A 23,647-nucleotide genomic window follows, 5' to 3' on the forward strand; every position below is an offset into this window, starting at 1 on the left:
AAATCCACCCCATGAACCCCAATCCCGAGAGCCCCAACCCCGAACAAGCCCAAGCGAACCAGGCGTCCGCCGTCCGTGCGGCCGGCGATCGCACGATCCAGCAGTACGAGAATTGGATGCAGACGAACGCGGCGGCGCATTTGATGCGGGCGGCACGGCAGTCCGGGATCACGGCTCGCCTGCGAGAAAAACAGCACACGCTGGACGAGCTTTGCCAATCGCTGTCGCTGTCGGCCGAGACGACCAGGCTGTTGCTGGACGGGTTGGTCGCGATCGGGTTTGTCGAGCAGTATGAAGAGGATTTCGCCCTGGCCCGGGCCGGGCATTTGCTTTGCCAGTACGACGACGATCTAGGGGACAGCCGCTGGGAACGTCTGGTCGGTCGATTGAACAACAGCGGTCCGGCGGAGGCGGACGCCGCCGCCTATCGCGCCCGGATCGCCGCGACCCAGTGGATTCACACCGCCGCGGCGATGCAGGCGGCGGAGATTTTGGACATCGGCGGCGAATCAGCCACGCCCGGCCCACGGATTTTGGACCTGGGCTGTGGCTCGGCGGTGTGGAGTTGTGCGTTTGCCCATCGCGACGCGGGGGCGACGGTCGTGGCCGTTGACGATGCGGCCGCGCTCAAGGCGGCCCTGAGCACCGCCGATTCGATCGGGCTGAGCGACCGATTTCGCACGATCGAAAGCGATCCGCTGGCGGCGACCGTCGGCGAGCAACAGTTTGACCTCGTCGTGCTGGCCCAATCGCTGTCGGGATACTCCGATGACCAGGCCGCCGGTCTGCTGCAAAAGGCTGCCACAGCCTTGAAGCCGGGCGGCCGGATCGCCGTACCGGACTTCTATCTCGGCCCCAGCCGAGCCGGATTGAAGGAATCGCTGGGGCGATTGTCCGTCCACCTGGCGACCCCCGAGGGCCGGGTGCGGGATCTGCGCGAATGCCAAGCAATGTTTTTGGCCGCGGGGCTGGGCGAAATCCAATTCACCTACCTGGCCGCCAGCGAAGCGGGGCTGGGCATGATGGTCGCGGCAAGGCCGTAGGGGGTGCTTCTGCAATCGATGCATCAATGCCAGGGCGACCCCGGATTGCGGCCTGCTGCGGATCGCGGCGCGAGGGCTACTTTTCTTCTCGCCGGCCCTTTTTTCCGATCGTGGATTGACGAAACTGGCTCGGCGTTTCTACGATGCTGAGCCAAAAATTGATTTTAGCGTCCACTCCATCCTTACCCCCCAAGCAGCCATGGCTGTCCCCAAGCGAAAACACAGCAACAGTCGAACCGGCAAACGCCGCAGCCACGATCGCGTCAAGAAACGCCAAATTGCCTATTGCCCGCAGTGCAGCAGCTCGGTGCCGACACACGCGATCTGCCCCAAATGTGGTTATTACCAGGGGCGTACCGTTGTCGAGCCGACCGACGAATAGTCGACCGTCGCGTTTGATCGATTCTTTTTGACGCCTTCCGCCGCGCCGTGGTGCATCGTGTCCTGTTGTGATGCGCCGCACGATCTCGCTCGGCGGTTTTCTTTTTGAGCGGCTGTTACCAATGGACGTAAATTCCGCCGGGATTCTATTTCCGGGCCAGGGGGCGCAGGGCGTCGGCATGGGCCGATGGCTGTGCGAGAACTATTCGATCGCAAAAGACTTGTTCGCCGAGGCGGGCGAGGTACTCGGTTACGATCTGGCGGACTTGTGCCAGAACGGCCCCGCGGAAAAGCTCGATGCGACAGAATTCTGCCAGCCGGCGTTGTTCACCGTGGGCATCGCGGCGGCACGCGTTTTGGCCGCCGAGCACCCCGAGCGGATCAGCAACATCACGGCGACCGCGGGACTGAGCCTGGGCGAGTACACCGCGGTTTGCTTTGCCGACGGACTGGACTTTGCCGATGCCCTACGACTGGTCCAACGCCGCGGCCAAGCGATGCAAGCGGCGTCCGATGCGGTCAAGAGCGGGATGGCCAGCGTGCTGGGGATGGAATTGGAGGCACTGCAAACGCTCTGTGACGAGGTTCGCGAGGCAGACGAAGTGCTGCGTCCGGCCAATTTGCTGTGTCCGGGAAACATCGCCGTGTCCGGACACCTGACGGCGATCGAGCGGTTGCAACCGGCCGCATTGGAAGCCGGGGCGATGAAGGTGGTGCCGCTGTCGGTCGCCGGCGCGTTCCATACCTCGCTGATGGAACCGGCGGTCCAGTCGCTTCAGCAAGCCTTGGCCGAAATCCCCATTCGTGACACCCGAATCCCGGTCTACAGCAACGTCGACGCGGCACCGCACCAATCGGCCGACGAGATCCGTGACCTGCTCAGCCGCCAAGTCACCCAGCCGGTGATGTGGGAGGCCAGCATCCGCCGCATGATCGCCGACGGGATCGAAGGCTTTTTGGAAGCCGGCACGGGGCGTGTGCTGCGGGGCACGCTCAAGCGAATTCAGCGTAAAATCCCCACCGATGGCTTCGGCGACGAATAAACGTCGCGGCCTCTTTCCCGCTCCCACACGACATTCCTTTCCCCCCCCAAACCAAGAAACATGGAATTGACACTCAAAGCCGACCTGTCCGGCCAAGTTGCGATCGTCACCGGCGCGTCGCAAGGATTGGGCAAAGCCGTCGCGGTCGCCCTGGGCGCCAACGGCGCGACGGTCGCCTGCCTGGCGCGAAACGCCGAAAAGCTGGCCGCGACGGTCGCCGAAATCGAAGCCGCCGGCGGCAAGGGGATCCCACTGGCCTGTGACGTGACCGACCGCCAAGCGACCGCCGCCGCGATCGAAGGGGTCGCCAAGGAGCACGGCCGACTGGACATCCTGGTCAACAACGCCGGCATCACCCGCGACAAAACGATGCGTGGAATGAGCGACGAAGAGTGGGACAGTGTGATTGCGACCAACCTGACCAGCTGCTTCGTCTGCTGTCGCGCCGCGGCAGGGATCATGCGCAAGAAGAAATACGGCCGGATCATCAACATGGCCAGCATCTCGGGGCTGATGGGCAACCAAGGCCAAGCGAATTACTCGGCCAGCAAAGCCGGGATGATCGGCATGACGCGAACGATGAGCAAGGAATTGGTCAATCGCGGCGTCACCGTCAATGCGGTCGCCCCGGGCTTCATCGCCAGCGAGATGACCGACGCGATTCCGACCGGGATTTTGGACGAAGTCGTCAAAACGATCCCGGCTAAACGTATCGGAAACCCCGAAGATGTCGCCGCGGCAGTGCTTTTCCTGGCCTCTCGCGACGCCGGTTACATTTCCGGACAAACGATTGTCGTCGACGGGGGCATCACCGGCTAACCGGTCGATCCGACGGCCCGATTCCCGTCCGCGGGCGTCGCGGCGGTGATCGACGCCCTTGTCACGCCTGAAAACACGACCGAGTTGGCGAGTGCAGAATCCCGGGATATTGACGTCTTTTGCTTGTTTCCCCTATCTTTTCGGCGAATCAACGAAGCGTCTCCGGGCTCCAACCCTTGCCGTCTCGTTCCTCCCTACAGATGAGGGGCGTTTCGTTCCCTCGATAACTTCCCTTTGCCGATCAAACCATTGGAGATTGCTTATGGCTACCGTCGAAGAACGCGTGGTCGATATCGTTGCTGAACAACTTGGTGTCGAAAAAGACAAAATCAGCCGCGAAACGTCCTTCGTGAACGACCTGGGTGCCGATTCGTTGGATACCGTCGAACTCGTGATGGAGCTTGAAGAGGAATTCAACATCAGCATTCCTGACGAAGCTGCAGAAAAGATTCAGAAGGTTGGCGAGGCTGTGGATTTCATCGAGAACGCCAAGGGCGAAGACGCCTGATTCTCTCCGCCCTCGTTTGCACACCGTTGTTCATACGCATTGCCGCCTCATGGTCAGATGGTACACCGGCCCACCGGGCCCGTTTGCCGATCAATCGTGGGCGGCATTTTTTCATTCGGACTCCTCGAACGTCGCCGCTGTCGCACGTTCGCAGTATTGATCACTTGAAGGCCTCACGATGACCCAGGGTTCATCCGACACCGTGTCACAACCACCAGTTTTCCGAGGTGATCGCCGTGTGGTCATCACTGGCATCGGCGCCGTCACTCCGCTCGCCCTGGACGTTCCCACGACCTGGGACCGCTTGGTCGCCGGAGAAAGCGGCGTGGGGAAGATCGAATTGCTGGACACGTCGGATTACAAAGTCCACTTTGCGGGCGAGGTTTGGAACTTCACGCTTGACGGTGTGGTCGATCCCCGCGAAGCCAAGCGTTTGGATCGCTTCACCCAATTCGCCGTCCACGCCGGCCATCAAGCCGTCACGGATTCAGGGGTCGATTTCGCCACGCTCGACCGCACCCGCTGCGGCGTCATCCTGGGCAGCGGCATCGGGGGCCTGATCGAAATCGAAAACCAAATCGAACGGATGTTGACCAAAGGCCCGTCGCGGGTCAGCCCGTTCACGGTCCCCAAGATGATGGTCAACGCCGCCGGCGGGAACCTGTCGATCACCTACGGGCTGAAAGGCCCCAATTATGCCGTCGCGACGGCCTGTGCCAGCGCGACCAACGCGATGGGCGATGCGCTGCGCAGCATCCGGCTCAACGAAACCGATCTGGTCATCACCGGCGGCAGCGAAGCGGCGCTGACCCGAATGGGATTGGCCGCCTTCCAGAACATGAAAGCGCTTTCGACGCGGAACGACGAACCCACCAAGGCCAGTCGACCCTTTGACGTCGATCGCGACGGATTCGTGCTCGGCGAAGGCGCCGGCGTGTTGGTGTTCGAAGAACTTGAGCACGCCAAGAAACGCGGTGCCAAGATCTATGGCGAAGTGCTCGGGTACGGAACCACCAGTGACGCCGGCCACATCACCGCCCCCGACGCCGACGGCATCGGCGCCGCCGCCGCGATGACGGCGGCCCTCGCCGACGCCCGTGTCCAGCCGGCACAGGTCGACTACATCAATGCCCACGGCACCAGCACGCCGCTGGGCGACAAAGCCGAAACCACCGCGATCAAACGCGTCTTCGGTGACGCCGCCTACCAGGTCAGCGTCAGCAGCACCAAGTCCGCTCTGGGCCACTCCCTCGGTGCCAGCGGAGGCGTCGAGGCGGTGATTTTGTGCAAAACCATCGAGTCGGAAACCATCGCGCCGACCATCAACCTGGAAACACCCGATCCCGATTGCGATCTCGATTACACGGCCAACCAAGCCAAGTCGCGGGCCGTCAAAATCGCGATGAGCAACAGCTTCGGGTTCGGCGGACACAACGCCTGTATCGTTGTTGGCCGCTTCGACGGCTAGTCTTCGATCCTCGCCTAACGTTCGGGTAAAACGTAGCCGCCTTCGCCAGAAGGTGGTTCCCCAGTTCCACGCTCGCATCGAGCGTCGCCACCGCGTGGCGTGACCCGAACACCGCATCGGTTGTTACCCTATTGGCATGCCACGTCTGAACCTTAAACAGCCGACCCGGCCGCCCGAGCGGGGCCAGATCCTCGATCGCGAGGAATACATCGAACAGGCCCACCTGTTCGACCTGCTACACGAACAAGCCGGCGGCCAATTCCCGATTCAGGACCTGCTGGAACAACTGCGGCATGAGGTCCTCGCGACCACTCGATTGCCGATGGCGATGGAGTACATGCTGACCGAGGTCCGGCACTCCGGGTTGCTCGGCCCGGCGATGCGGCAACTGGCCCACTACTTCACGCCGTTCCAAACCTACCTGATCGACCAAAGCGAACTCGATACCGGGCGGTTCATGATGAACACCGCCTTCAAGGTCATGCAGGCCGAGGCCGAGTACCGGGTCGAAAAGGCCACCCCGGCCGGGATGTTCTTTTATCAGTTCGAGGTGCTGTGCCGAAACCGCCTCTCCTACGATCGCGGTTTGACGGCGATGAGTGGGGACCCGATCTATGACGACCGCTGGAGCCGCTGGATCCTGGGGCTGAGAGCCCAGATCGGGCTGGTCGACTTCGCCGATCTGGTCTTTCTGGTCAGCGAAGACTATCGCGAAAAACTTGACGCGGCCGGCAAACCGACCGAAGACAAAGGCCCCTTCCTGTTCGGTCAAAAGGAAGGCCGGATTGCACTGGCCAATCGCCGCAAAGATCCGCTGTATCTGTTCAGCGCCCTGCAACGGCATCTCGGTTACCCCGCCGTCCCCAAGCCCGCCCCGGCCGACACGACCCAGGAATTGATTCCACAAATGGCCCGGCGGATCGAACGGCTGGAAGCGCGGATCCAACTGATGGAAGAGGAGCGGCGGGCGTCACTGGACATCACCAAGTTCTACGAGCAAAACAAGCATCGCCTGAATCTGCCCGAGTAAACAGTAACTACCTTCGCCAGAAGGTGGTGCATGACTCGATGAGCCGACGGCGCTCGCCGCGGGCCTTGGATCGCCCTTCAAGACTTGCAGGGCCCGAGGCTAGCGCCGACGGCTCAGTTTGTGATCGAAAGGTCACGGCTCGCGCGTCACCGACCAGCCCTCGGGCGGATCGGACAAGCCGAAGGCTTCGTGATAGGCGCGCTGGGTGCGCTCGACCCAGACCAAGGTTTGCTGATGCAGCTTGGTCGGCTTCATCCGCACGGCACGCCGCGCCAGCGATCGGGCCTGGCCAAAATCTTGGCGGGCGACCGCGGCGATCGCCAGATTGTGGACTGCGACCGAGGAGAACGGATAGCGATCACGGACCTCCTGCCACTTCGCTTCCGCCTCGCCCCAGCGGCCGGCGACCGCCAACGCGTTGCCCTGGCGAATGCCTTGCGTGCCCGGCAGCAAGTAGGGGATCTCCAACTGCACCCGATCACGCCAGACCGTCGGGGTGATCAACGGCAGGGTGTCACGAACGACCGCCGCCTGCAATGCCGCGTCCTGATCAGCGGCCAAAGCCAAATCGGGATAGCGTTTGAAGGCGGATTCCAATTCCACGACGATCGGTTGGCCCAGCGGCCGCCCGGCGGACTGAGCCTGTCGGTCCGCACCGACCGAACTCAATCGCCAAGAGACGGTCAATCGCTTGCCCGCTTCGGTGATCGATCGCGGCCGAGGGTCCGGCAGGATCTCGCCGCGCAGGATAAAGTCGATGTGGCTTTGCTGCGCGGTTTTTGCCAGCGCCAAATCACTCTCGTCGTCGCCGCAGTAGGATACCAGGGAAATCCCCGAATCGCCCTCCGTCGCCGATCGGCTGGCTTGTTCGGCAGAAACCAATCGAGTCGATCGTCCGGTGTCGCTCGGCGCCGCCTGCAACAGTTTCTCGTGAATCGGATCGGCCAGCTCACGGGGGCCGACAATCTTTGGCACCATCACCGAATGCCCGACCGTTGATTGCAGCGTCGGCGGTGCCCAGACATGAATCGGAGCTCCCATGCGACAACCACAAAGCGGCGTGAAACACACCACCAGCAGGGCAAATTTCAGTCGGCAAATACGATCAGAAAGCATGCCCCAGGCGATAAGAAATCCGGGCCGATCGAGTCAAGAGCGTTTCGGGTGCAGCTCGGTTTTGGGTAGTGGACGAGGCGACGGGTCCATTCTGATTGCGCACCGCGGGGACTCCTCGCGTGGTCCACTACCGCTTGCCCTGACGCCGTCTCGCGAATCAACCACGAACCCCGGACGTCGAAAGGGAACGGAACGCTACGCTCGCACCGGTGGCCGCCGCGGCGTGTAAAGGCAGCAGTCGGCCGGACAGACGTCGTGCCAAGGGCCCAGGTCACCGACCGCATCCCGCTGCTCGCGGCGCCCGATTCGCTCCTCCACCAGCTTGCGAATCATGCTAACAAAACTGGTACTCGTGCCTGGGGTTGCGGCACGGCTCATCGCAATGCCGCGCTCTCGACAGAGCGATGCAGCTTCGTCATCCAAATCGTACAGCACCTCCATGTGGTCGCTGACAAAGCCGATCGGCATGATCACCAAGTACTGTGGCTTGTCCCCCGCATCGTCCATCGCGGCGATCGTGTCGCACACGTCCGGCTCCAACCAAGGCTGCTGCGGCGGACCGCTACGGCTTTGGTAGACCAAACGCCACTTGTCGACCCCCGCCGCCTGGGCGACCAGACGCGACGCTTCGGTCAGTTGTTTGACATAGTCACAATTGTCAGCCATCCCCATCGGAATGCTGTGCGCGGTAAACAACACCGTCGCGGCCTCGGGCTCGGCTTCCAATTCCGCCAGCGACTTGCCAACACTCTCCGCCAGGGTGTTGATGAAGTCGGGATGGTTGAACCCCATCCGCACCTTGTCGACCATCGGCGCCCCCTCACCGACCTCTTGCTGAGCCGCGATGATGTTTTCGCGGTACTGGCGGCAACCGCTGTAACAACTGAACATGCTGGTGAAAAACGCGATTGCCCGTTTGCACCCGTCGGCCTTCATCTGCCGCAGCGTATCCGGGAACAGCGGGTGCCAATTCCGATTGCCCCAGTACACCGGCAAATCGATTCCGTTGGCTCCGAACTCCGTCTCGATCGCCGCCAGCAGCTCGCGGTTCTGTTGGTTGATCGGGCTGACGCCGCCAAAACTCTTGTAGTGCTCGGCGACTTCCAGCATCCGCTGACGTGGCACGTTCTTCCCACGCAGCACGTTTTCGAGGAAGGGCATGACATCCTCGGGGCCTTCCGGGCCGCCGAAGGAAACCAGCAAGAACGAATCGTAGGGCAAAGCTTGTTCAGACATTGACAGGGGGAAAGGGGCGGAAGGAATCGGGCGTCAGCGTCATTCTCACCGATGGTCAATCCGGATGTCAGTGGGGCACCGACCGGTGAACGCGCGACTAGCCGTCCGGGTGTCGATGGAGGACACGTTGATGCGTCTCAGTAAGGACAGAGGGACGGAAGGTTAACAATTGGCACAAAAAATGCACCTCCTTGCGGAGCTTCCCGGTACGACGTCTTGGGCTGGAGGGACACCATGGGTTGGATTTTGATCGCGTCGCTATTTCTGCTCAGTTTCTTGCTGGTCTTGAATTCTATTCGAGTCGCAATCCTCGATGAACGTCTCGATTTGAGAGAATCGAAACTGATCAAAAACCTGGTGCACGCTCGCCGCCGACACGCTTGCGGCAAAGGAAATTCGCTGCGAAAGTCGCGCCCCGGCAGAAAGTCGGGCAACATCAAGTTCCCACCGGTCCCCAGCATGAGGTCGTTCACCGCCACCTAAATCGTCTCGATTCGAGAACGGGTGTGCACCGGTAAGGCGTGGCATAAAAACGTCCATGCTGGCAAAACAGCTGCCAGGCTGCGACTTGAAATTCCGCACCGCGCCGACGATTGTTCGACTTCGTTTCGTTGGTCTTCGTTTCGTTGGTCGTGGCGGAGAGACCTGCCGGCGATGGCCCGAAAGGGCTGTCTCATACCAGAAAACGGTCACCCCGAGCTGGACGGTCCCTTTAGCCGCCTGGGACGCTGCGCCCCAGCGACCGGGAATCGCCTCAAGGTTAAACACCAACGGTTGCTGCATTCCGTTTTACCGATGCCCGTTCGATTCGTTGCCGCCCCGCTTGTCACAGCTGGGCACGATACCGTCCACCGCCCAGGTATTCGCCGACACGGTATTCGCCGACACGGTCGCCCCGTTGAGGGTTCCAACTGGTTTCCACGTCGCTCGCCGACAGGACCGGTGGGTTGTCGGAGTGGAGTGACAATCCGAAGTTGATTTTGATATCGGTGTTATCATCTTCGCCGAGCCCGTGCTTGGTCCATGCGGCGATTCGAAGCGGAATTGGAACGAATGGTACGCCGGGGTGGCGGATCAGTTGCCAAATCCCGACTTGATTCGAAAACACGGCATTGCGATGGGTGCTCCACGCCCCGCCAACGGATCGAAACGGAAACAGCGGCACGGTCTGGCGGTGGGTTTCAAAATCGGTTGCGTCGCTGGACAGCTCCCATTGCATCGGTGCTTCTTCCGAGAATGAACCCAGAATCTGAAATCGATAACCGTGTTCGGCCAGCAGGGGAACGGACCACGTTTTCTCGCCCGGTTGAATCTCGCTTTCCTTGGCCGCTGAAGCCGGTGCCCGGATCGTCTGGTCTCTCTTGGGCGTGACGGTCCACGAGATGTCCACGGTCAATCGATGGCCACCTTCGGGGACATAGAACGTGACGGAGTCGCCGTCTTTCATAATGGAAAGGATGCGGTCGCCACCCAAGGGCCCGACATCATCGGCCGAACGGCATTGCCGAAGCACGGCCCACACCACTCGCTTGTCATGGTCATGTTGACGAGCCTGTTCCTGGTTGAGTCGACTCTGTTGATTGAGTTCGGCAAGCTCTCCCTTCGTCGCTTCGACACGATCGTCCAGTGCACGGCGGGCGGCGATCACCCAGCCGAGTCCGGCTACCAGGGCCGCGACCGTGACGAAGAAGACAACCGTCGAGAATCGGGGCATGCGAGTGTTCGAGTTCATGGCTGATTCGTCTGGCCGGGAAAGGGATCGAATTGGCTCGATTGTTCGCTCAGCCAAAGGCAGCCGTCAAAGAGGGCGTCCTGTCGAGCCGGTGAGAATAAGTAGAAGGATGGCAGAATGATTCGGGGCAGAACGATTTTGCGCAGCCCGGGTGGAGCCTCGGAACGAGCGGAGGGCATGCCAGCGGGAAGCGTTACGGCCTGTTGATTTAATCGACAGCCCGGTTAGCGAGCGGCTTGGATCTGCCTTGTCCGTCAGCAACGGTTGCACAGATTTCGGGCGACGTGGGGTAACGCGGATGGTCGACACGTGTGCCACAGTTGCTCAGCTGCGGCTGCAGATCACCCCGCTGGGCGTCTTTTCTGGCATTTTCGCGTGTGCGTAAAAGCACACGCTGCAAGGCCGGCGGGACGGCGGAGCAACGGCACGGGAGATGCTTTCTGTTGTCGTTCACTCGTCTCCCATCGCGATCCTTACCATCCCCAGCCGGCCCAATGAGTGCAGAAACCATCGATTCCGCGGAAACCACTGAACTGAACCTTGGCGACGCTCGAGTCGAATTGCCGCTGGTCACTGGAACCGAAAACGAACGGGCGATCGACATCTCCACCCTGCGTAGCAAGACGGGCGTGATCACGCTGGACGAAGGCTACCGCAACACCGGTTCGGTCCGGTCCGGGATCACTTTCATCAACGGTGAAGAAGGCGTGCTGCGTTACCGCGGGATCCCGATCGAGCAGCTCGCCGAATCATCCAACTTCATCGAAACCGCGCTGCTGCTGATCTATGGCGAACTCCCCTCGGCCGAACATCTGGCACACTTTCGCTCGCTGTTGACCGAGCACGAGATGATTCATGAAGGGATGCGGAACTCGTTTTTGGGTTACCCGACTCATGGCCACCCGATGGCGATTCTGTCGTCGATGATCAACACGCTGTCATGTTACAACACCGACGTGATGGTGATGGAAGACGAAGCGACGTTCGAAAACGCGGCAGCCCGCTTGATCTCGAAAATCCGAACCGTCGCCGCCTATGCCTACAAGACATCGCTCGGTCAGCCGCTGATGTATCCGCGGCCGGATCTGAGCTATTGCCGTAACTTCCTGCACCTGATGTTTTCGACACCCCATCGGGATTATGAGCCGGATCCCGACGTCGTTCGGGCATTGACCTTGTTCCTGATTTTGCACGCCGACCACGAACAGAACTGCAGCACATCGACGGTGCGGATGGTGGGCTCCTCGGGGGCAAACTTGTTCGCGTCCTGTTCCGCTGGCGTTTGTGCGCTGTGGGGGCCGCTGCACGGGGGAGCCAATGTGGCCGTGATGGAACAACTGAAGCGGATCAAGAGTTCCGGCGTCAGCGTCAAAGATTTAATCGAGCGTGTGAAGCAAAAGAAGGAGAAACTTTACGGGTTCGGTCACGGGGTCTACAAAAGCTATGACCCGCGGGCGGAGATCCTTCGTCGCCACGTCCCCAAGGTGCTGGGCAAATTGGGACGCAACGATCCGTTGTTAGAAATCGCCAAAGAGCTGGAGGAGATCGCACTGAGCGATGACTATTTTGTCAGCCGCAACCTTTATCCCAACGTCGACTTCTACTCCGGGATCCTGCTGCGAGCGATCGGGATCCCGGTCAACATGTACACCGTGATGTTTGCGATCGGCCGGATGCCGGGCTGGATCGCGCATTGGAAAGAGGTGCACGACAGCAACAGTCGGATCTACCGGCCACGACAAATCTACAGCGGGCCGACGACACGCGATTATGTTCCGATGGACTGGCGCTAGTGCGTTGGTTCAGTTGGATTTTAGTAGTCCGCCGCAGCGTGGTTCTCGAGTAGCGGAACTCGCCAAGAGTTTCGCGCCGGCGCGGCGACGCCGCGTTGGGAGGCCGAAAGCCTTGGCGGCTTCCGCTACGACACGAACCCGAACAAGAAGCTGCAGCGGACTGCGATGCCAGGATCGCCGCGGATCCCCACGCTCTGACGAGCGTCGCTGCGTCAAAGTGGCGTTGTCCAGGCAGACAGCATCACATCGATCTAGCACCTGAGATTCACTTGGCGACTTGCCCCCCATCAACCATCCGGCGGGCGTCGGCGACCGCGACATCGAGCTGCCTGCGAAGCCGGATCGCGATGGGGCCAGTGTCGCTGAGTGAACCATCGCTGGCCTGCTGTTCGATTTGAAAGGCGAGTTCGCCCATCGATTCCAAGCCGAGCGCCCTCAAAGCGCCCTTGAGCGTGTGGGCGGTGCGTTTGGCGCCCTGGCAGTCAACATCGACAAGCGCCTGTTCCAGTTCGTCCATCAATCGCGGTGTCTCTTCCAAGAACGCGCCCAAGATATCGACGAGCAGTGCTTGGTCGCCGGCGCACAGTCCCAACGCCGCGGACCAATCCGTCGGTTCGGAGCTTGCCGGAACGTCGAGATCGGCGCCGCCTTCGTCGCAAGACAGATCCTTTGACGAATCATCAACAAAGAACCGTGAGATCGCTTCCCGCAGTTCCTTGATGCGCAGCGGTTTCGAAACATAGCCGTCCATGCCGGCGTCCAGACACTTCTCCTGGTCTCCGGTCAGGGCATGGGCGGTCAGGGCGATGATCGGCACGTGGCCGCCCTGTTCCTTTTCCGCCTCGCGAATCTTGCGCGTCGCTTCCAAGCCGTCCATCTCTGGCATTTGCACATCCATCAGCACCAGCTCGAACGCCCCGTCCAGGCATTTCTGCACCGCTTCGGCGCCATCGCTGGCCAAGCTGACCGTGTGCCCCCATTTCCGCAGCAGGGAGATCGCCAAGGTTTGATTGACTTGGTTGTCTTCGGCCAACAGGATGTTCAAGGGGCGAATGTCGGCCTGTTTCTCTGCTTGAAGCGATTCGTCCGCGGTCGCCATTGTCGCCGTTCCCAGCACGCCCAAAACCGCATCGAACAATTCTGTCTCCTTGACCGGTTTCAACAGGTAACGGTGGACGCCGAGTTCATCCCAGCGTTGGTGATCGCCGGGTTGGTCGTAGGCGGTGCAGGCGATCACGGGTAGGCCCTTCAGCTTGGCGTCGCCGCGGATTTCGCCGACAAGATCGAATCCGCTGCGGTTGGGCATGTGGACGTCGGTCAGAACGAGCTGAAACGCGTCGTCGCGATCCTGGGCATCACGCAGCGTCGCGAGGGCTTGGTCGGCACTGGATACCGCGACCGCATTCATCCCCCAACCGCGAACCATTTCGTCCAAGATCATGAGGCTGGTGGGAAGGTCGTCGACGATCAAGATCCGCGAGTCTTGCAAGGCTGCGAAGTCGTCGCGGTCGGCGACGTCCGTGTCATCCGCGACACCAAATACGACGGTGAAGTGGAACGTGCTGCCGACACCAAGTTGGCTGTCCACCCAAATCCGGCCTCCCATCATTTCGACCAGCCGCCGACAGATCGCCAGGCCCAACCCGGTGCCACCAAAACGCCGCGCGGTACCGCCCTCGGCCTGTTCAAATGCCTCAAAGATATGCGACAGCTTATCGCTGGGGATGCCGATGCCGGTGTCACGGACCTGGACGTGAAGCTCACACGCGCTGCCGGTCATCGAATCGATCGACACGTCGACTGCGATTTCACCCTGTTCGGTGAACTTCAGCGCGTTGCCGACCAGGTTGACCATGACTTGTCTCAATCGGTGCGCATCGCCATCGACCACCGCCGGCACGTCGGCGGCGACCCGCAACGTCAACTCCACCTGCTTCGCCCCGGCACGTAGTCCCAAGGGCTTCATCGTGTCGCCCAGGCTTTCTCGAATCTCAAACGCCGCAGGGTTCAAGTCGAGCTTGCCGGCTTCGATTTTTGAGAAGTCCAGAATGTCGTTGATCACCGCCAGCAGTGACTCACCGGATTCGTGAACCAGATTCAGATAGTTGCGTTGTTCTTTTTGCAGCGACGTATCGAGCAGCAGTTCGGTGATTCCGATCACCGCGCTTAGCGGCGTCCGGATCTCGTGGCTCATGCTGGCCAAGAACTGACTTTTGGCGCGATTCGCTTCCTCGGCCGCAAGCTTGGCCAACGTCGCCTCTTTGGCGCTTTGCTGCGATGCCACATGGGCGACCTCCAACTGATGTGCATACTCGCGATAAAGCTGGTTGGATTGAACGACCAGGTACACCAGGCTGGCGGCGACCAACGCCAACAGCAAACCCAAGGCGTGCAACGCTGCGGCGTCGGGTGACGTGGTCGGCCAACCGTCGGTCGGCAATCCATACAGGTTCCAGATACCGGTCGGGAGCGAGATTTCCGATGCGATCGGGTCGGCTCCCAGTATCGCGTCGTCTCCATGAATGATCTCCCCGGGTTCTCCCTGATCGTTGCGGCCTCGGATGGCGATCAACAGGTCCTCCGGGACACTGTCCGAAATCTCGTCAAACAGCTTTTGCTTTTCGATCAGAATGGAGACCATTCCCCAGTGGTCACCACTGCCGGGTGGTTGGCCGGGAACGGTCTCCTTCACGGGCGCCCGATAGACAAACGCCTCACCGCCCTGGATCAGTTCGACGGGGCCGTACAACCAGGGCGTGCCTGTTTCGATCGCACGTTTCGCTGCGGCACGCTGAATAGGATCTTCCAGCAACTCGAACCCGATGGCATCTTCGTTGTTCTCCCGGGGAAACACGTCATTGATCACGTCGCCCTTGATCGACGTGACACTGCGGATGCCGTCGGATTCCTGCATCAGCAACTCGGCGATGGCAGCAAACTCCTGAGGCGTCATGTCCGGATTCACGGAGACATGAGCTTTTAGCCCCGAAGTCAGATAGACCCGTTTGTTGATCGCCTTTTCGGCGGACCCACGCACGTTGGCGAGATCTCGTATGGTCCGCGCCCGGATTTCATGTTGGTACCGTCGGGTCGAATTCTTGTTCAGAACGTAGACACAGAGCAGCACCGTCACAAAAGTTGATGCGGCGGCCAGAAGTGGCACCCAGGTGACGAACGACCGGCGATCGGCTGCGGAAGTCGCCTCGCGGCCGTGCGGCTCGTCGCGTGCTGCGGTGGTGGCGTCTGAGTCGGGCATGGTGTTTCACTGAATGGGAACGAAGTATTCGACTCCAAACCCCCAGCCACTGCGAAACTTCGTCGGCAAAAAGCTATTGTAGCGATATTCGGCGACGGCAAAAAACGTCGCACACGTTGCGAACCCATTTTGTCGCAGGGTCGTAGAACCTCTTCACGTTGACTGACGGTTCCCTTGCTTGGTGAGTGAACCTGACTGAATTGTTTTCAAGCAGGGGGTCGGTGTGATGGATGGTGACCAGGATTCTGCAGCCACGCCGGAGTTTGCCTCTCCGGTCAACGTCGCTCCGCCCGGCCGGGATTCTTTCGCCCGGTTTCTGTACAATCAGAATCCGTTCTATCTGATCAGCTGTTTGTTGGTCATCTACGGTTGCCAAAGTCTCGCCGTTTCCGGCGGCGGATTGATCGACAAGTCACTGTCCATGGCCGGAGGGATTGCCGCCTACACGCTGCTGATGGCCGTGGTGTGTGTCGGCGTGGTGCGAATCGCCAACGTCTGGGATGACGCGCGGTCGATCTTCCTGGTCGTTGTGATCAGTTTGGTCGCCGTTACCACGGGTTTTGACGAACTGTGTATCGGGGAGCAACCGATGGCCAGGGCGTTTGCTTGTGCCGCCGCGGCGCTCGTGTTGCTGGTCGTCGAAAGCGTGCTCTGGTCGTGTGGGATCCGATTGAGTTTCTGGTATCGGACCGCTTTGTACGCCCATTTTGCAGTTCTGATCGGATTTCCCCTCTTGCTCGGAAATGCCGTCGCGACGCGCAACGACTCGCTGGCCAACTGGGGATCGGTCTTGTTTTCGGCGGCAATCGGCGCGAGTGTCTTGCTGCTGATTCCGGCGGTGCGGCGTGGTCAGCAGTCGGTGCGTGGAAACGGAACGCCCTGGAACTGGCCGCTGTATCCGCTGTCGGCGTTTGTGGTCTTGGTCGTGTTGGCGGGCATTCGATCCCACGCGATCTGGATGTCGTTCGGCTTTTACGGAGTGGCCGGGAAATTTGAACCGTTTTTGTTGCTGCCGATTCTGGCCGCCGTGATCGTGTTGGTCGCCGAAGCCGGATTGGGCCAGCGCAACCAAACTTTACAAGGCGTGGCGATGGTTTCGACGTCGGGTTTGTTGCTTTGCGCGTCGACCCGCGGCGGCGCGACCTGGTTGCCGATCCAAAGTGACTTGGCCTATGGGTTCGGATCTTCGCTGACAGTCACCCTGGGCATGATCTTCTTGGTTTATTCGTGGATGACGCTCCGCGGCGTACGCTATGCCTCGTTGGCCGTCGCGACGACGCTGCTGGTGACGGGACTGGCCGCGCCGATCCCGGAGATCGGCCAGAGTTATGGGTTGGCGTCGTGGATGTTCCCCGCCGCCGCGTGCGTGATCCTGTTGGTGATGACGCTGCGGCGCGTCGATGCCGATTGGTTGTGGGCGGCGTTGGCGGGCATGGCGGCGACGACGATCGCGATGGTCGGCGATGCGTATGGGCGGCAGACCGACGGGCTGATCGCGGGAGTCGCGCTTGCCACGCTGGCGATGCTGGTGATCGGGGCGACCTTCAAGACTCCGCTGGCGGTGTTCTTGCGCTACCTGGCCGCCGGCGTGATGAGCTTTGCGGCGACGGTGATCGTGTTCCGCTTCCTGCAAGATCCGCGAGGTGTGATCCTGTATGCGGTCGCGGGGATGGCAATCCTGTCATTGATCTATGCGTTCCTGATCCGTCGCCGCGGTTGGCTTGCGATCGCGGTGTTGCAAGCGGTGTTGTTCTGCGGGACGTTCAGCTATCAGGGGCACCGATCCGGGAAACTGCGACGCATCAACTGGCCGATCGCGTCGGGTTTGATGTGCCTGTGCGTGGGCGTCGCGATCACCACGGGGAAGACCGGACTGTACCGCCGACTGGCCGAACGCAACGGCGACGGGCGACCGAGTCGTTTCGAAGGCGGGCTGTGAACCCGTGGGTTAGGCTTCCAGCTTGCCGCGAATGCCAGCCCGCCGCGTAAGCAAGGGGCAAGGTGCGGTTGACCGGAGGCCGCTCGCTGACGTGTCCCGCTAGCATGAGACACCGGGCACTGGCCGCGGGGGAAGCGCAGAATGATACGAGGCAGAATGATGTTGATCGCTTACTCGGTGACATCGTGGTGATGTTCTGCCGCGAGTATCCGAATCGCATCTCGCATCAAAACCATTTGCCGGCGCAGCATCGCGACTTCACGTTCCAGACGGGCGACACGAGACGTTGTCGCTTGGCGGATCTGTCCCTCCGCGTCGTCGACTCCGCTAAATCGGATTTCGCGTTCGTACTCTCGATTGTTGCGGATGTAGACCAGTTTCAAAGGCGAGCCCAGGGGATGGTTGATGAGTGCGCTTTGGGCATCCGCCGGAGTCTCGATCTCCGCTTCATCAATCTCCACGATCTTGTCGCCTTCGATCAAACCCGCTCGGTCGCCAGCCATCCCATCGATCACACGAACCACCTCGACGCCCAGCGGAGAGTCTTCCAGCGAGACGCCAAGCACCGGCTTCCCATCGACCGCCTCCGCATCGACCGGATCGGTAACCGAATCTGCCTTGAATTGGTCCAGTTCGATGATGATTGCGTCGATCGATCGTGAACCACGGTCGTCGGAAACGATGGTTTCCTGGGCAGTGGCGGGCTTGTGACTGGCGTGAGTGAAGATCGCGGCGAAAACCATAGCCGCGAGGGTCCAGCGGTAGCGCCGCGATGATGGTGTCTGCCGGTTACAAACGGGATCAGTTGTGGTTGGTTTCGTGGACATTGGTCGTTTCTCGATCAACGGGTTTGATTCAAATGGTCGGCATTTGACCGAATCGCGACGCGGTGGATGAAAGGGAGCCAGGGCGCGTGGATATCGGTATCGGAAACGGCGTGGACGCAACTCGCATGCCGAACATGCCAGCCCGTCGCGATTGCCAGCCCGTCGCGTGAGCAAGGGGCATCGTGGAGTGACCGGAGGCCGCTCGCTGACGCGTCCCGCTGGCATCTTTTTTTCCCAACTTTCTCTTGCATTGCCGACATGCTGTCGGCAACAATGCCTACAATCTGTAGTCAACTTGCCGATCGAGGAGAGAACCGATGAACCGGGCCGAGCCGCCGCCGTTGACCGATGTACAGCGGGAATTGATGGAAGTGTTCTGGCAGCACGGGGAAGCCACCGTCAGCCAGGTGCGTGAGCAATTGGAGGCCCAAGGTCGCTCCGTCGCCCGCAACACCGTGCAGACGATGATCGTGCGGCTGGAAGAGAAGGGATGGCTGCAACACCGCAGCGAAGGCAGAACCTTCGTCTATTCCGCGGTGCGGCAGCGAAAACGATCGCTCGGTGTGAAGGTTTCACAGCTGATCGATCGTTTCTTTGCCGGTTCACCCGAAGACATGGTGAACGCGCTGATCGAGTATCGCGGTCTGACCAGCGAGGAATCGCAGCGGATCCGAAAGATGATTCAGGACGCCGAACGCGACTCGGGCGATGGTCCGAGTGAATCCGAAAACAAAACTTCCAAACGCGGCAAACGACGGGGAAAACAATCATGAGCGTCTTTGATGTTTCTTGGATGGGCGGTCTCGTTTTGCACGTCACCGTCATTCTGGGCGTTGCAATCGGTTTCGACATGGCGGCCGCTCGGCTTGCGGCGCTGCGTCACTGGATCAACGTCGCGGCGATCGCCTTGATCTTGGCCGCGCCGATCTCGATCGTGTTGTTGCAGCGATTGGATTCGGGGTGGCTGCGTGTCAGTTGGGCCGGCCCGTCCCGGGCTGCGGCTGAACCGGCACCGGTCGAACCGGCTGTGACGACGCAACCAAAGCCCACGCCGCATCAAATCTTGCCGGACAACGCTACAGATCAAACGGACGACTCGCCAATCATCGCAGCACTCGCTGAATCGCCAACCGAGAGGACTGACTTGAGGGACGATGCAAGCCGAGCGAATCCGTCCGCATCGCCAGCGCAACAAGCCGACGCGCTGTCGGTGACATCGGCAGCTGAAACTCAATCGCGATGGATGGACTGGCTGTATGCCCTGACGCCGGTTGCCTTGGCGACGTGGTGTCTTGGCAGCTTGGTCTTGCTGATTCGGATGACGGTCAGCTTGTTGCGTGTGCGTTTCCTGCTGCAGAGCGCGCGACCGGTCTGTGATTCCGGCGCGTTGGATGTTTTTACCGAGGTCTGCAAGCACTTGGGCGCGGACAAGCACCGAATCGCACTTTCGACGTCCGACCGCGTTGATACACCTTTGGCGACCGGCATCCTGCGTCCGTGCATTGTTTTGCCTGCTGAATTGTCGGAAAACGCAACGCGACAGCAATTGCTGGAGGTCTTGACTCACGAGCTGGCGCATGTCGCGCGGCGTGACCAGATGGTCGTGATGCTTCAGCACTTGGCCGCGGCACTGTATTGGTGGCATCCCCTGGTCCACCGCGTCAATCGGCGGCTTGCCCAGGCCCGCGAGGACGTTTGTGACAACCATGTGTTGGCGGTCACCGATGGGGTGCAATACAGTCAAACCTTGTTGGGCATTGCCCAGCGACGCAGCGGACATGGTGCACCGATGGTCGTCGCCGGACTGTTTTCATCGCAGTGGAAGCTGGAACATCGCATCGCGTCGCTTCTGGATCGCCGTCGCAATCGATCGACGCGGGTTTCCACGCGTGGATGGATCGCCGTGGCGATGGCGACCTGCATCGCGGTCGGCCTGGGCAGTCTGGCGTCGATGGCGTGGGGGATCGAGAATCCTCAAACGCCGACGAATCAGCCGGCCGACGAAGCCGTTTCCGCAGAGACAGACGAAGCCGATTCCAATTCAATCGAGACGAAAACAGAGTCGCCCCAACCCGATACGCCGATCCAGGGGACAGTGCAAAACGCAGAAGGGCAACCGATCGCCGACGCGACGGTATTGTTGGTGTACCGCGTCGGCGAAGACCGCCAACTCCATCGGACCACTTCAAAGACCGACAAATCGGGACGCTATCGGTTTGGTGATCTGCCGGTCGGTTCGTCTGAACTGCCTTACATCTCCATACGCGTCCATGCATCCGGATATGCGATCGGACAGCAAAACGTGACTCGCTATCTCTCGCAACCGGATTCGTTCACCGAACTGGAGAACATCGATGTGTCGTTGGTGGCTGCGGACGATTGTGTGATTGATGTCGTGAACGAACAAGGCGAACCGGTTTCGGATGTCTTGCTGGAAAAAATCAACACCAACGGCGATCACGTCAGCAATCTCTACATCTTTCCAGAAGACTGGGAAGCCTTCGATCTGGAATCGCCCCGCTCGAATGCCGCGGGGCGACTGACCATTCCGTCGATCGATCGATCACGCAACTACGACTTGCGGCTGTCACATCCCCAATACGCTGCGACGCCGGTATGGAAAGTCGAGTTCGGATCCGAACCGCTCCGAGCGGTGATTGAAAAAGGTGATGAAGTGCGTTTTGTCGTTACCAGTGAAAGCGACCCTGATCTGATCGACCAGGCGACGATCGAAGCCACCGTCTCGGAAGATGGCGGCCACAGCGTGTTGACATTCGATGTCGATGCAAGCGGTGTGGTGCAAGGGAGGCTGCGCGACCGACACACCACAATCAACATCGCACACCCGACGCTTGAAGGGTTGCCGTGGTATTTCTATCGTCCGGCGGAGCCCGAGATGCCGTTTACGTTGCACCGGACCGGAGTCGTCGAGGGAACGGTCGTCCATCCGACCAGTGGCGAAGGTGTTCCCGATGTCAGCGTGGGGTTCGTCAAGGACAACCGCGTGATCAGACAGGTCAGAACGGACACCGACGGTCAGTATCGAAGCACACTTCCCGAAGGCAAGTATCTCGTTTCACCTGCCAACCAGAGTTCCGGTATGTGGAATGCATCCGAGATGGACGTGACCGTCAACGTCGTGGCGTCGAAAACGATCTCGATCGAACCGATGTCCGTCCAGCCGCAGCCCATGATTCGGGGACGCGTCGTGCTCGCATCGGGAGAAGGAGTTCCGGGCGCGATCATCGTTCCCAGCCTTCGAGACGCGCCGGTCATCGCCGATGAAAACGGCGACTTCGAACTCGAGCCGTCCAGACGGATGCGGACGATTCAAGCGTTTCATCCCCAGCAGCGACTCTCCCGTGTCGTCGCCGCTCCGACCGACGGGGAGACACTGCGGATTCGGCTGGCACCCGAAGGCGTCCTCACCGGCGTCCTGCGTGACAGCGCCGGCAAAACATTATCCGGTGTCCCGGTAGGTCTTGGTGTCCACTCTGGCAACCTGGGCAGCCGGGCCAGAGCAAGCTTTCGAACCACGTTGCTGCGAGATTTTACCGATGAATACGGGTTTGTCCGATTCGCCGGACTCAGTGAAGGACTGGAATATGGGTTGGCGGTCGAAGGCAGCTCGCGCGCACGTTTTGGTGATCGTACCGTCACACGCAGTGATTGGTATACAGTCCCGAATCTGCCTGCCGCGCCTATCGAAATCGAAGTGTCGCCGGATTTAATCGCCCAGCTCGAAACCGTTTCTTCGTATCGCGAGGCACCTCTGGAGATCCAGCCGTTCGGCCAAGTCGACTGGTTCGATGGCCGAAGTCTTGATGTCGACGCACTTCGGGGGCAATTCGTCTTGATTTCGTTTGCCTGGCACCCGGGACAGTTCACGGAGACACAGCTCTGCCACCAGATATATGGTGACCAGGGGTTGGCCGTTGTGGGCGTCGTGAGTTCTCAACAAGCTGGTTCCCCGGCGACAAAACGACTGTTGGAGAAGAATGACTTCCCGATCGCGATCGATAACCCGCAGGCACGTGTGACGGAACGTTACGGCCAATCCGATGGTATCGGGGCGATCATTTACGACCGGGCGGGCAAGCGGGTGCGGACGATTCGGCGGAGCGACAACCTGTTGCCCATCCTCCGTTCGATCATGCTGTATGATGAACGCCTGCAGCAGTGAATGGGGATGACGCGAGCCATCCTTGAACGCGATCACCACCGGCGACCATGGCACAAATCGTTCTCTGTCCGAAATGCAACGCCCGTGTTTCGGTCCGTGAACGTCAGGCCGGTCGGCGGGTGCGATGCCCCGCGTGCTCGCAGCCGTTTCTGACCGCGCCGATCGCCGAGAACTCCGCTGGCGATCATCAGGACGAAGATTGGCTGGGGCTGGAGGATTCGCCTTCCGATGCGAACTTCGCGCCGCAGACGTCGCAGGTTCCGGAGCAATTTCGCCTGCGTTGTCCCAAGTGCGAGAGCGTCAAGTACGTCAGCGTCCGTCAGGTCGGCAGCACGGTGCGCTGCAATGATTGTCACAGCAGGGTCAGGGTCCCTCGGCCGCCGAAGAAGCTTGTCACATCGCCATCGTCTGCTTCCCAATCGGCGACACTACCGGATTCGTTTCCCAGCAGCGAACTCCACCCCTTCGAGCGCCGCACCGAAAACGCCGGGCTGGTGATCGACAACTTGATGAAGTCGGCCGAAGTGGTGGTGGAGCAGGAGGCGGAGGATCTTAGCCGCACCGAAAACGCGATGAACAGCTGGATCAAATCGGTCGCCAGGGTGTTCGTCGATCCGGGTGTCGTGATTCATCTGGTTGCCATCGCTTCGCTGCTGGCGGTTTCGGTCGCGGCGACGGTCGCACGGCCGCGACTCGGATTCGCAACCTTTCCCGTGATGGCGATCGGGTTTTCACTGGCGATGACCTGCGGATTGGCGATCGTCGATGCCGTCGCTAACGGCAGCCGGACCGTGGAAGACTGGCCGACGATCGACTTGTACGCGTGGCTGGAGTCGTGCTTGATCGTTGGTGCGGCGCTGGTTTGCTCGGTGACACCGGCGTTGTTTTTGGCGACGTTGTTTTCAACCCACACCCTGGTCACGGTGGGCTTGATGTTGCTGGGGGCACACCTGGTGTTTCCGTATGTGGTGCTGTCGATCCTGGACAACCAGACCGTGATGGCGCCGGTTTCGTTGGATGTGTTTCGTGGCTTTCAGCGCTCCCGACGCGAATCACGGCTGTTTTACTTTGCCGCCGGAGCGACGTTGACCGTGCCGCTGGTGTATTTTTTCTTCGCCCCGCCCGAGCCGATTTATGCGGGCGTCGGTGCAGCGATTTGTGTCGCCATCGCGTTCCTGTACGCCGCCATGCTGGGGCGGTTTGCCTATTCGCTGGGAATCAACAGCGAAGAGGAAGTAAAGCGTGGGGGGGAAGTGGGATAGGCTTCCAGCCT

Annotated in this window: 17 protein-coding genes; 12 read left to right on the forward strand and 5 right to left on the reverse strand. The window is 60.5% G+C overall.

What is annotated here, in order from left to right:
• Window positions 1–11 precede the first annotated feature (11 nt).
• From H1B37_RS05065 to H1B37_RS05095, 7 genes are all read left to right on the forward strand, one after another.
• On the forward strand, window positions 12–1,043 hold the full coding sequence (locus tag H1B37_RS05065; protein ID WP_182865540.1) for a class I SAM-dependent methyltransferase: 1,032 nt from the start codon (window positions 12–14) through the stop codon (window positions 1,041–1,043).
• Between the two features lie 199 nt (window positions 1,044–1,242).
• Entirely contained in the window at window positions 1,243–1,425 is a 183-nt protein-coding gene (rpmF, locus tag H1B37_RS05070; RefSeq protein WP_147866187.1) for a 50S ribosomal protein L32, read from the forward strand.
• Window positions 1,426–1,546: 121 nt separating this feature from the next.
• Window positions 1,547–2,467 (forward strand): ACP S-malonyltransferase, encoded by a 921-nt coding sequence (gene fabD, locus H1B37_RS05075; RefSeq protein WP_182865542.1) that lies wholly within the window; start codon window positions 1,547–1,549, stop codon window positions 2,465–2,467.
• A 60-nt stretch (window positions 2,468–2,527) separates the two neighbouring features.
• The gene (gene fabG / locus H1B37_RS05080; RefSeq protein ID WP_182865543.1) at window positions 2,528–3,286 is read left to right on the forward strand and encodes a 3-oxoacyl-[acyl-carrier-protein] reductase; all 759 of its coding nucleotides are present in this window, start codon (window positions 2,528–2,530) and stop codon (window positions 3,284–3,286) included.
• A 262-nt stretch (window positions 3,287–3,548) separates the two neighbouring features.
• Window positions 3,549–3,794, forward strand: coding sequence for an acyl carrier protein (locus tag H1B37_RS05085; protein WP_095739641.1), 246 nt, complete (start codon window positions 3,549–3,551; stop codon window positions 3,792–3,794).
• A 202-nt stretch (window positions 3,795–3,996) separates the two neighbouring features.
• Complete coding sequence (gene fabF, locus H1B37_RS05090; RefSeq protein ID WP_353620781.1) at window positions 3,997–5,262, forward strand: beta-ketoacyl-ACP synthase II; 1,266 nt, start codon at window positions 3,997–3,999, stop codon at window positions 5,260–5,262.
• A 136-nt stretch (window positions 5,263–5,398) separates the two neighbouring features.
• The gene (locus H1B37_RS05095) at window positions 5,399–6,292 is read left to right on the forward strand and encodes a hypothetical protein (protein ID WP_220498049.1); all 894 of its coding nucleotides are present in this window, start codon (window positions 5,399–5,401) and stop codon (window positions 6,290–6,292) included.
• A gap of 132 nt (window positions 6,293–6,424) precedes the next feature.
• On the opposite strand, the gene H1B37_RS05100 is transcribed toward H1B37_RS05095, so the two are convergent.
• From H1B37_RS05100 to H1B37_RS05110, 3 genes are all read right to left on the reverse strand, one after another.
• Window positions 6,425–7,333 carry a tetratricopeptide repeat protein gene (locus tag H1B37_RS05100; RefSeq protein WP_182865546.1) on the reverse strand — a complete coding sequence of 303 codons (909 nt, stop codon included), beginning with the start codon at window positions 7,331–7,333 and terminating at the stop codon, window positions 6,425–6,427.
• A gap of 270 nt (window positions 7,334–7,603) precedes the next feature.
• Window positions 7,604–8,644, reverse strand: a complete 1,041-nt coding sequence (locus tag H1B37_RS05105) for a ferrochelatase (RefSeq protein WP_182865547.1) — start codon at window positions 8,642–8,644, stop codon at window positions 7,604–7,606.
• A gap of 826 nt (window positions 8,645–9,470) precedes the next feature.
• Window positions 9,471–10,358 (reverse strand): hypothetical protein, encoded by an 888-nt coding sequence (locus H1B37_RS05110; RefSeq protein ID WP_182865548.1) that lies wholly within the window; start codon window positions 10,356–10,358, stop codon window positions 9,471–9,473.
• A 512-nt stretch (window positions 10,359–10,870) separates the two neighbouring features.
• Between H1B37_RS05110 and H1B37_RS05115 the strand changes: the two genes are divergently transcribed.
• Complete coding sequence (locus H1B37_RS05115; RefSeq protein ID WP_182865550.1) at window positions 10,871–12,169, forward strand: citrate synthase; 1,299 nt, start codon at window positions 10,871–10,873, stop codon at window positions 12,167–12,169.
• 265 nt (window positions 12,170–12,434) lie between these two features.
• On the opposite strand, the gene H1B37_RS05120 is transcribed toward H1B37_RS05115, so the two are convergent.
• Window positions 12,435–15,425, reverse strand: coding sequence for a response regulator (locus tag H1B37_RS05120; protein ID WP_182865552.1), 2,991 nt, complete (start codon window positions 15,423–15,425; stop codon window positions 12,435–12,437).
• A 226-nt stretch (window positions 15,426–15,651) separates the two neighbouring features.
• On the opposite strand from H1B37_RS05120, the gene H1B37_RS05125 reads away from it, so the two are divergent.
• Window positions 15,652–17,364, forward strand: a complete 1,713-nt coding sequence (locus H1B37_RS05125) for a hypothetical protein (RefSeq protein WP_182865553.1) — start codon at window positions 15,652–15,654, stop codon at window positions 17,362–17,364.
• Window positions 17,365–17,534: 170 nt separating this feature from the next.
• Here H1B37_RS05125 and H1B37_RS05130 read toward each other — a convergent pair whose 3' ends face one another.
• Entirely contained in the window at window positions 17,535–18,191 is a 657-nt protein-coding gene (locus H1B37_RS05130; RefSeq protein ID WP_182865554.1) for a PDZ domain-containing protein, read from the reverse strand.
• 317 nt (window positions 18,192–18,508) lie between these two features.
• Between H1B37_RS05130 and H1B37_RS05135 the strand changes: the two genes are divergently transcribed.
• Genes H1B37_RS05135 through H1B37_RS05145 form a run of 3 tightly spaced genes read left to right on the forward strand, consistent with a single transcriptional unit; the run spans window position 18,509 to window position 23,636 of the window.
• On the forward strand, window positions 18,509–18,964 hold the full coding sequence (locus H1B37_RS05135; protein WP_182865555.1) for a BlaI/MecI/CopY family transcriptional regulator: 456 nt from the start codon (window positions 18,509–18,511) through the stop codon (window positions 18,962–18,964).
• Complete coding sequence (locus H1B37_RS05140) at window positions 18,961–22,374, forward strand: M56 family metallopeptidase (protein WP_182865556.1); 3,414 nt, start codon at window positions 18,961–18,963, stop codon at window positions 22,372–22,374. Before H1B37_RS05135 ends, H1B37_RS05140 begins: the two co-directional genes overlap by 4 nt.
• Before the next feature lie 47 nt (window positions 22,375–22,421).
• A complete protein-coding gene (locus H1B37_RS05145; RefSeq protein ID WP_182865557.1) occupies window positions 22,422–23,636 on the forward strand; it encodes a hypothetical protein in 1,215 nt (404 codons plus the stop codon).
• Window positions 23,637–23,647: the final 11 nt, after the last annotated feature.

Origin of the sequence: Stieleria mannarensis, assembly GCF_014154935.1 — a bacterium.
Lineage (GTDB): Bacteria > Planctomycetota > Planctomycetia > Pirellulales > Pirellulaceae > Stieleria > Stieleria mannarensis.

Bases quoted from the DNA above. Each gene is read 5' to 3' on its own strand.
- rpmF (WP_147866187.1), top strand. From the start codon at position 1,243: ATGGCTGTCCCCAAGCGAAAACACAGCAACAGTCGAACCGGCAAACGC.
- H1B37_RS05105 (WP_182865547.1), bottom strand. From the start codon at position 8,644: ATGTCTGAACAAGCTTTGCCCTACGATTCGTTCTTGCTGGTTTCCTTC.
- fabG (WP_182865543.1), top strand. From the start codon at position 2,528: ATGGAATTGACACTCAAAGCCGACCTGTCCGGCCAAGTTGCGATCGTC.
- H1B37_RS05125 (WP_182865553.1), top strand. From the start codon at position 15,652: ATGGATGGTGACCAGGATTCTGCAGCCACGCCGGAGTTTGCCTCTCCG.
- H1B37_RS05145 (WP_182865557.1), top strand. From the start codon at position 22,422: ATGGCACAAATCGTTCTCTGTCCGAAATGCAACGCCCGTGTTTCGGTC.
- H1B37_RS05085 (WP_095739641.1), top strand. From the start codon at position 3,549: ATGGCTACCGTCGAAGAACGCGTGGTCGATATCGTTGCTGAACAACTT.
- H1B37_RS05110 (WP_182865548.1), bottom strand. From the start codon at position 10,358: ATGCCCCGATTCTCGACGGTTGTCTTCTTCGTCACGGTCGCGGCCCTG.
- H1B37_RS05065 (WP_182865540.1), top strand. From the start codon at position 12: ATGAACCCCAATCCCGAGAGCCCCAACCCCGAACAAGCCCAAGCGAAC.
- H1B37_RS05100 (WP_182865546.1), bottom strand. From the start codon at position 7,333: ATGGGAGCTCCGATTCATGTCTGGGCACCGCCGACGCTGCAATCAACG.
- H1B37_RS05140 (WP_182865556.1), top strand. From the start codon at position 18,961: ATGAGCGTCTTTGATGTTTCTTGGATGGGCGGTCTCGTTTTGCACGTC.
- H1B37_RS05135 (WP_182865555.1), top strand. From the start codon at position 18,509: ATGAACCGGGCCGAGCCGCCGCCGTTGACCGATGTACAGCGGGAATTG.
- H1B37_RS05095 (WP_220498049.1), top strand. From the start codon at position 5,399: ATGCCACGTCTGAACCTTAAACAGCCGACCCGGCCGCCCGAGCGGGGC.
- H1B37_RS05130 (WP_182865554.1), bottom strand. From the start codon at position 18,191: ATGTCCACGAAACCAACCACAACTGATCCCGTTTGTAACCGGCAGACA.
- H1B37_RS05120 (WP_182865552.1), bottom strand. From the start codon at position 15,425: ATGCCCGACTCAGACGCCACCACCGCAGCACGCGACGAGCCGCACGGC.
- fabD (WP_182865542.1), top strand. From the start codon at position 1,547: ATGGACGTAAATTCCGCCGGGATTCTATTTCCGGGCCAGGGGGCGCAG.
- H1B37_RS05115 (WP_182865550.1), top strand. From the start codon at position 10,871: ATGAGTGCAGAAACCATCGATTCCGCGGAAACCACTGAACTGAACCTT.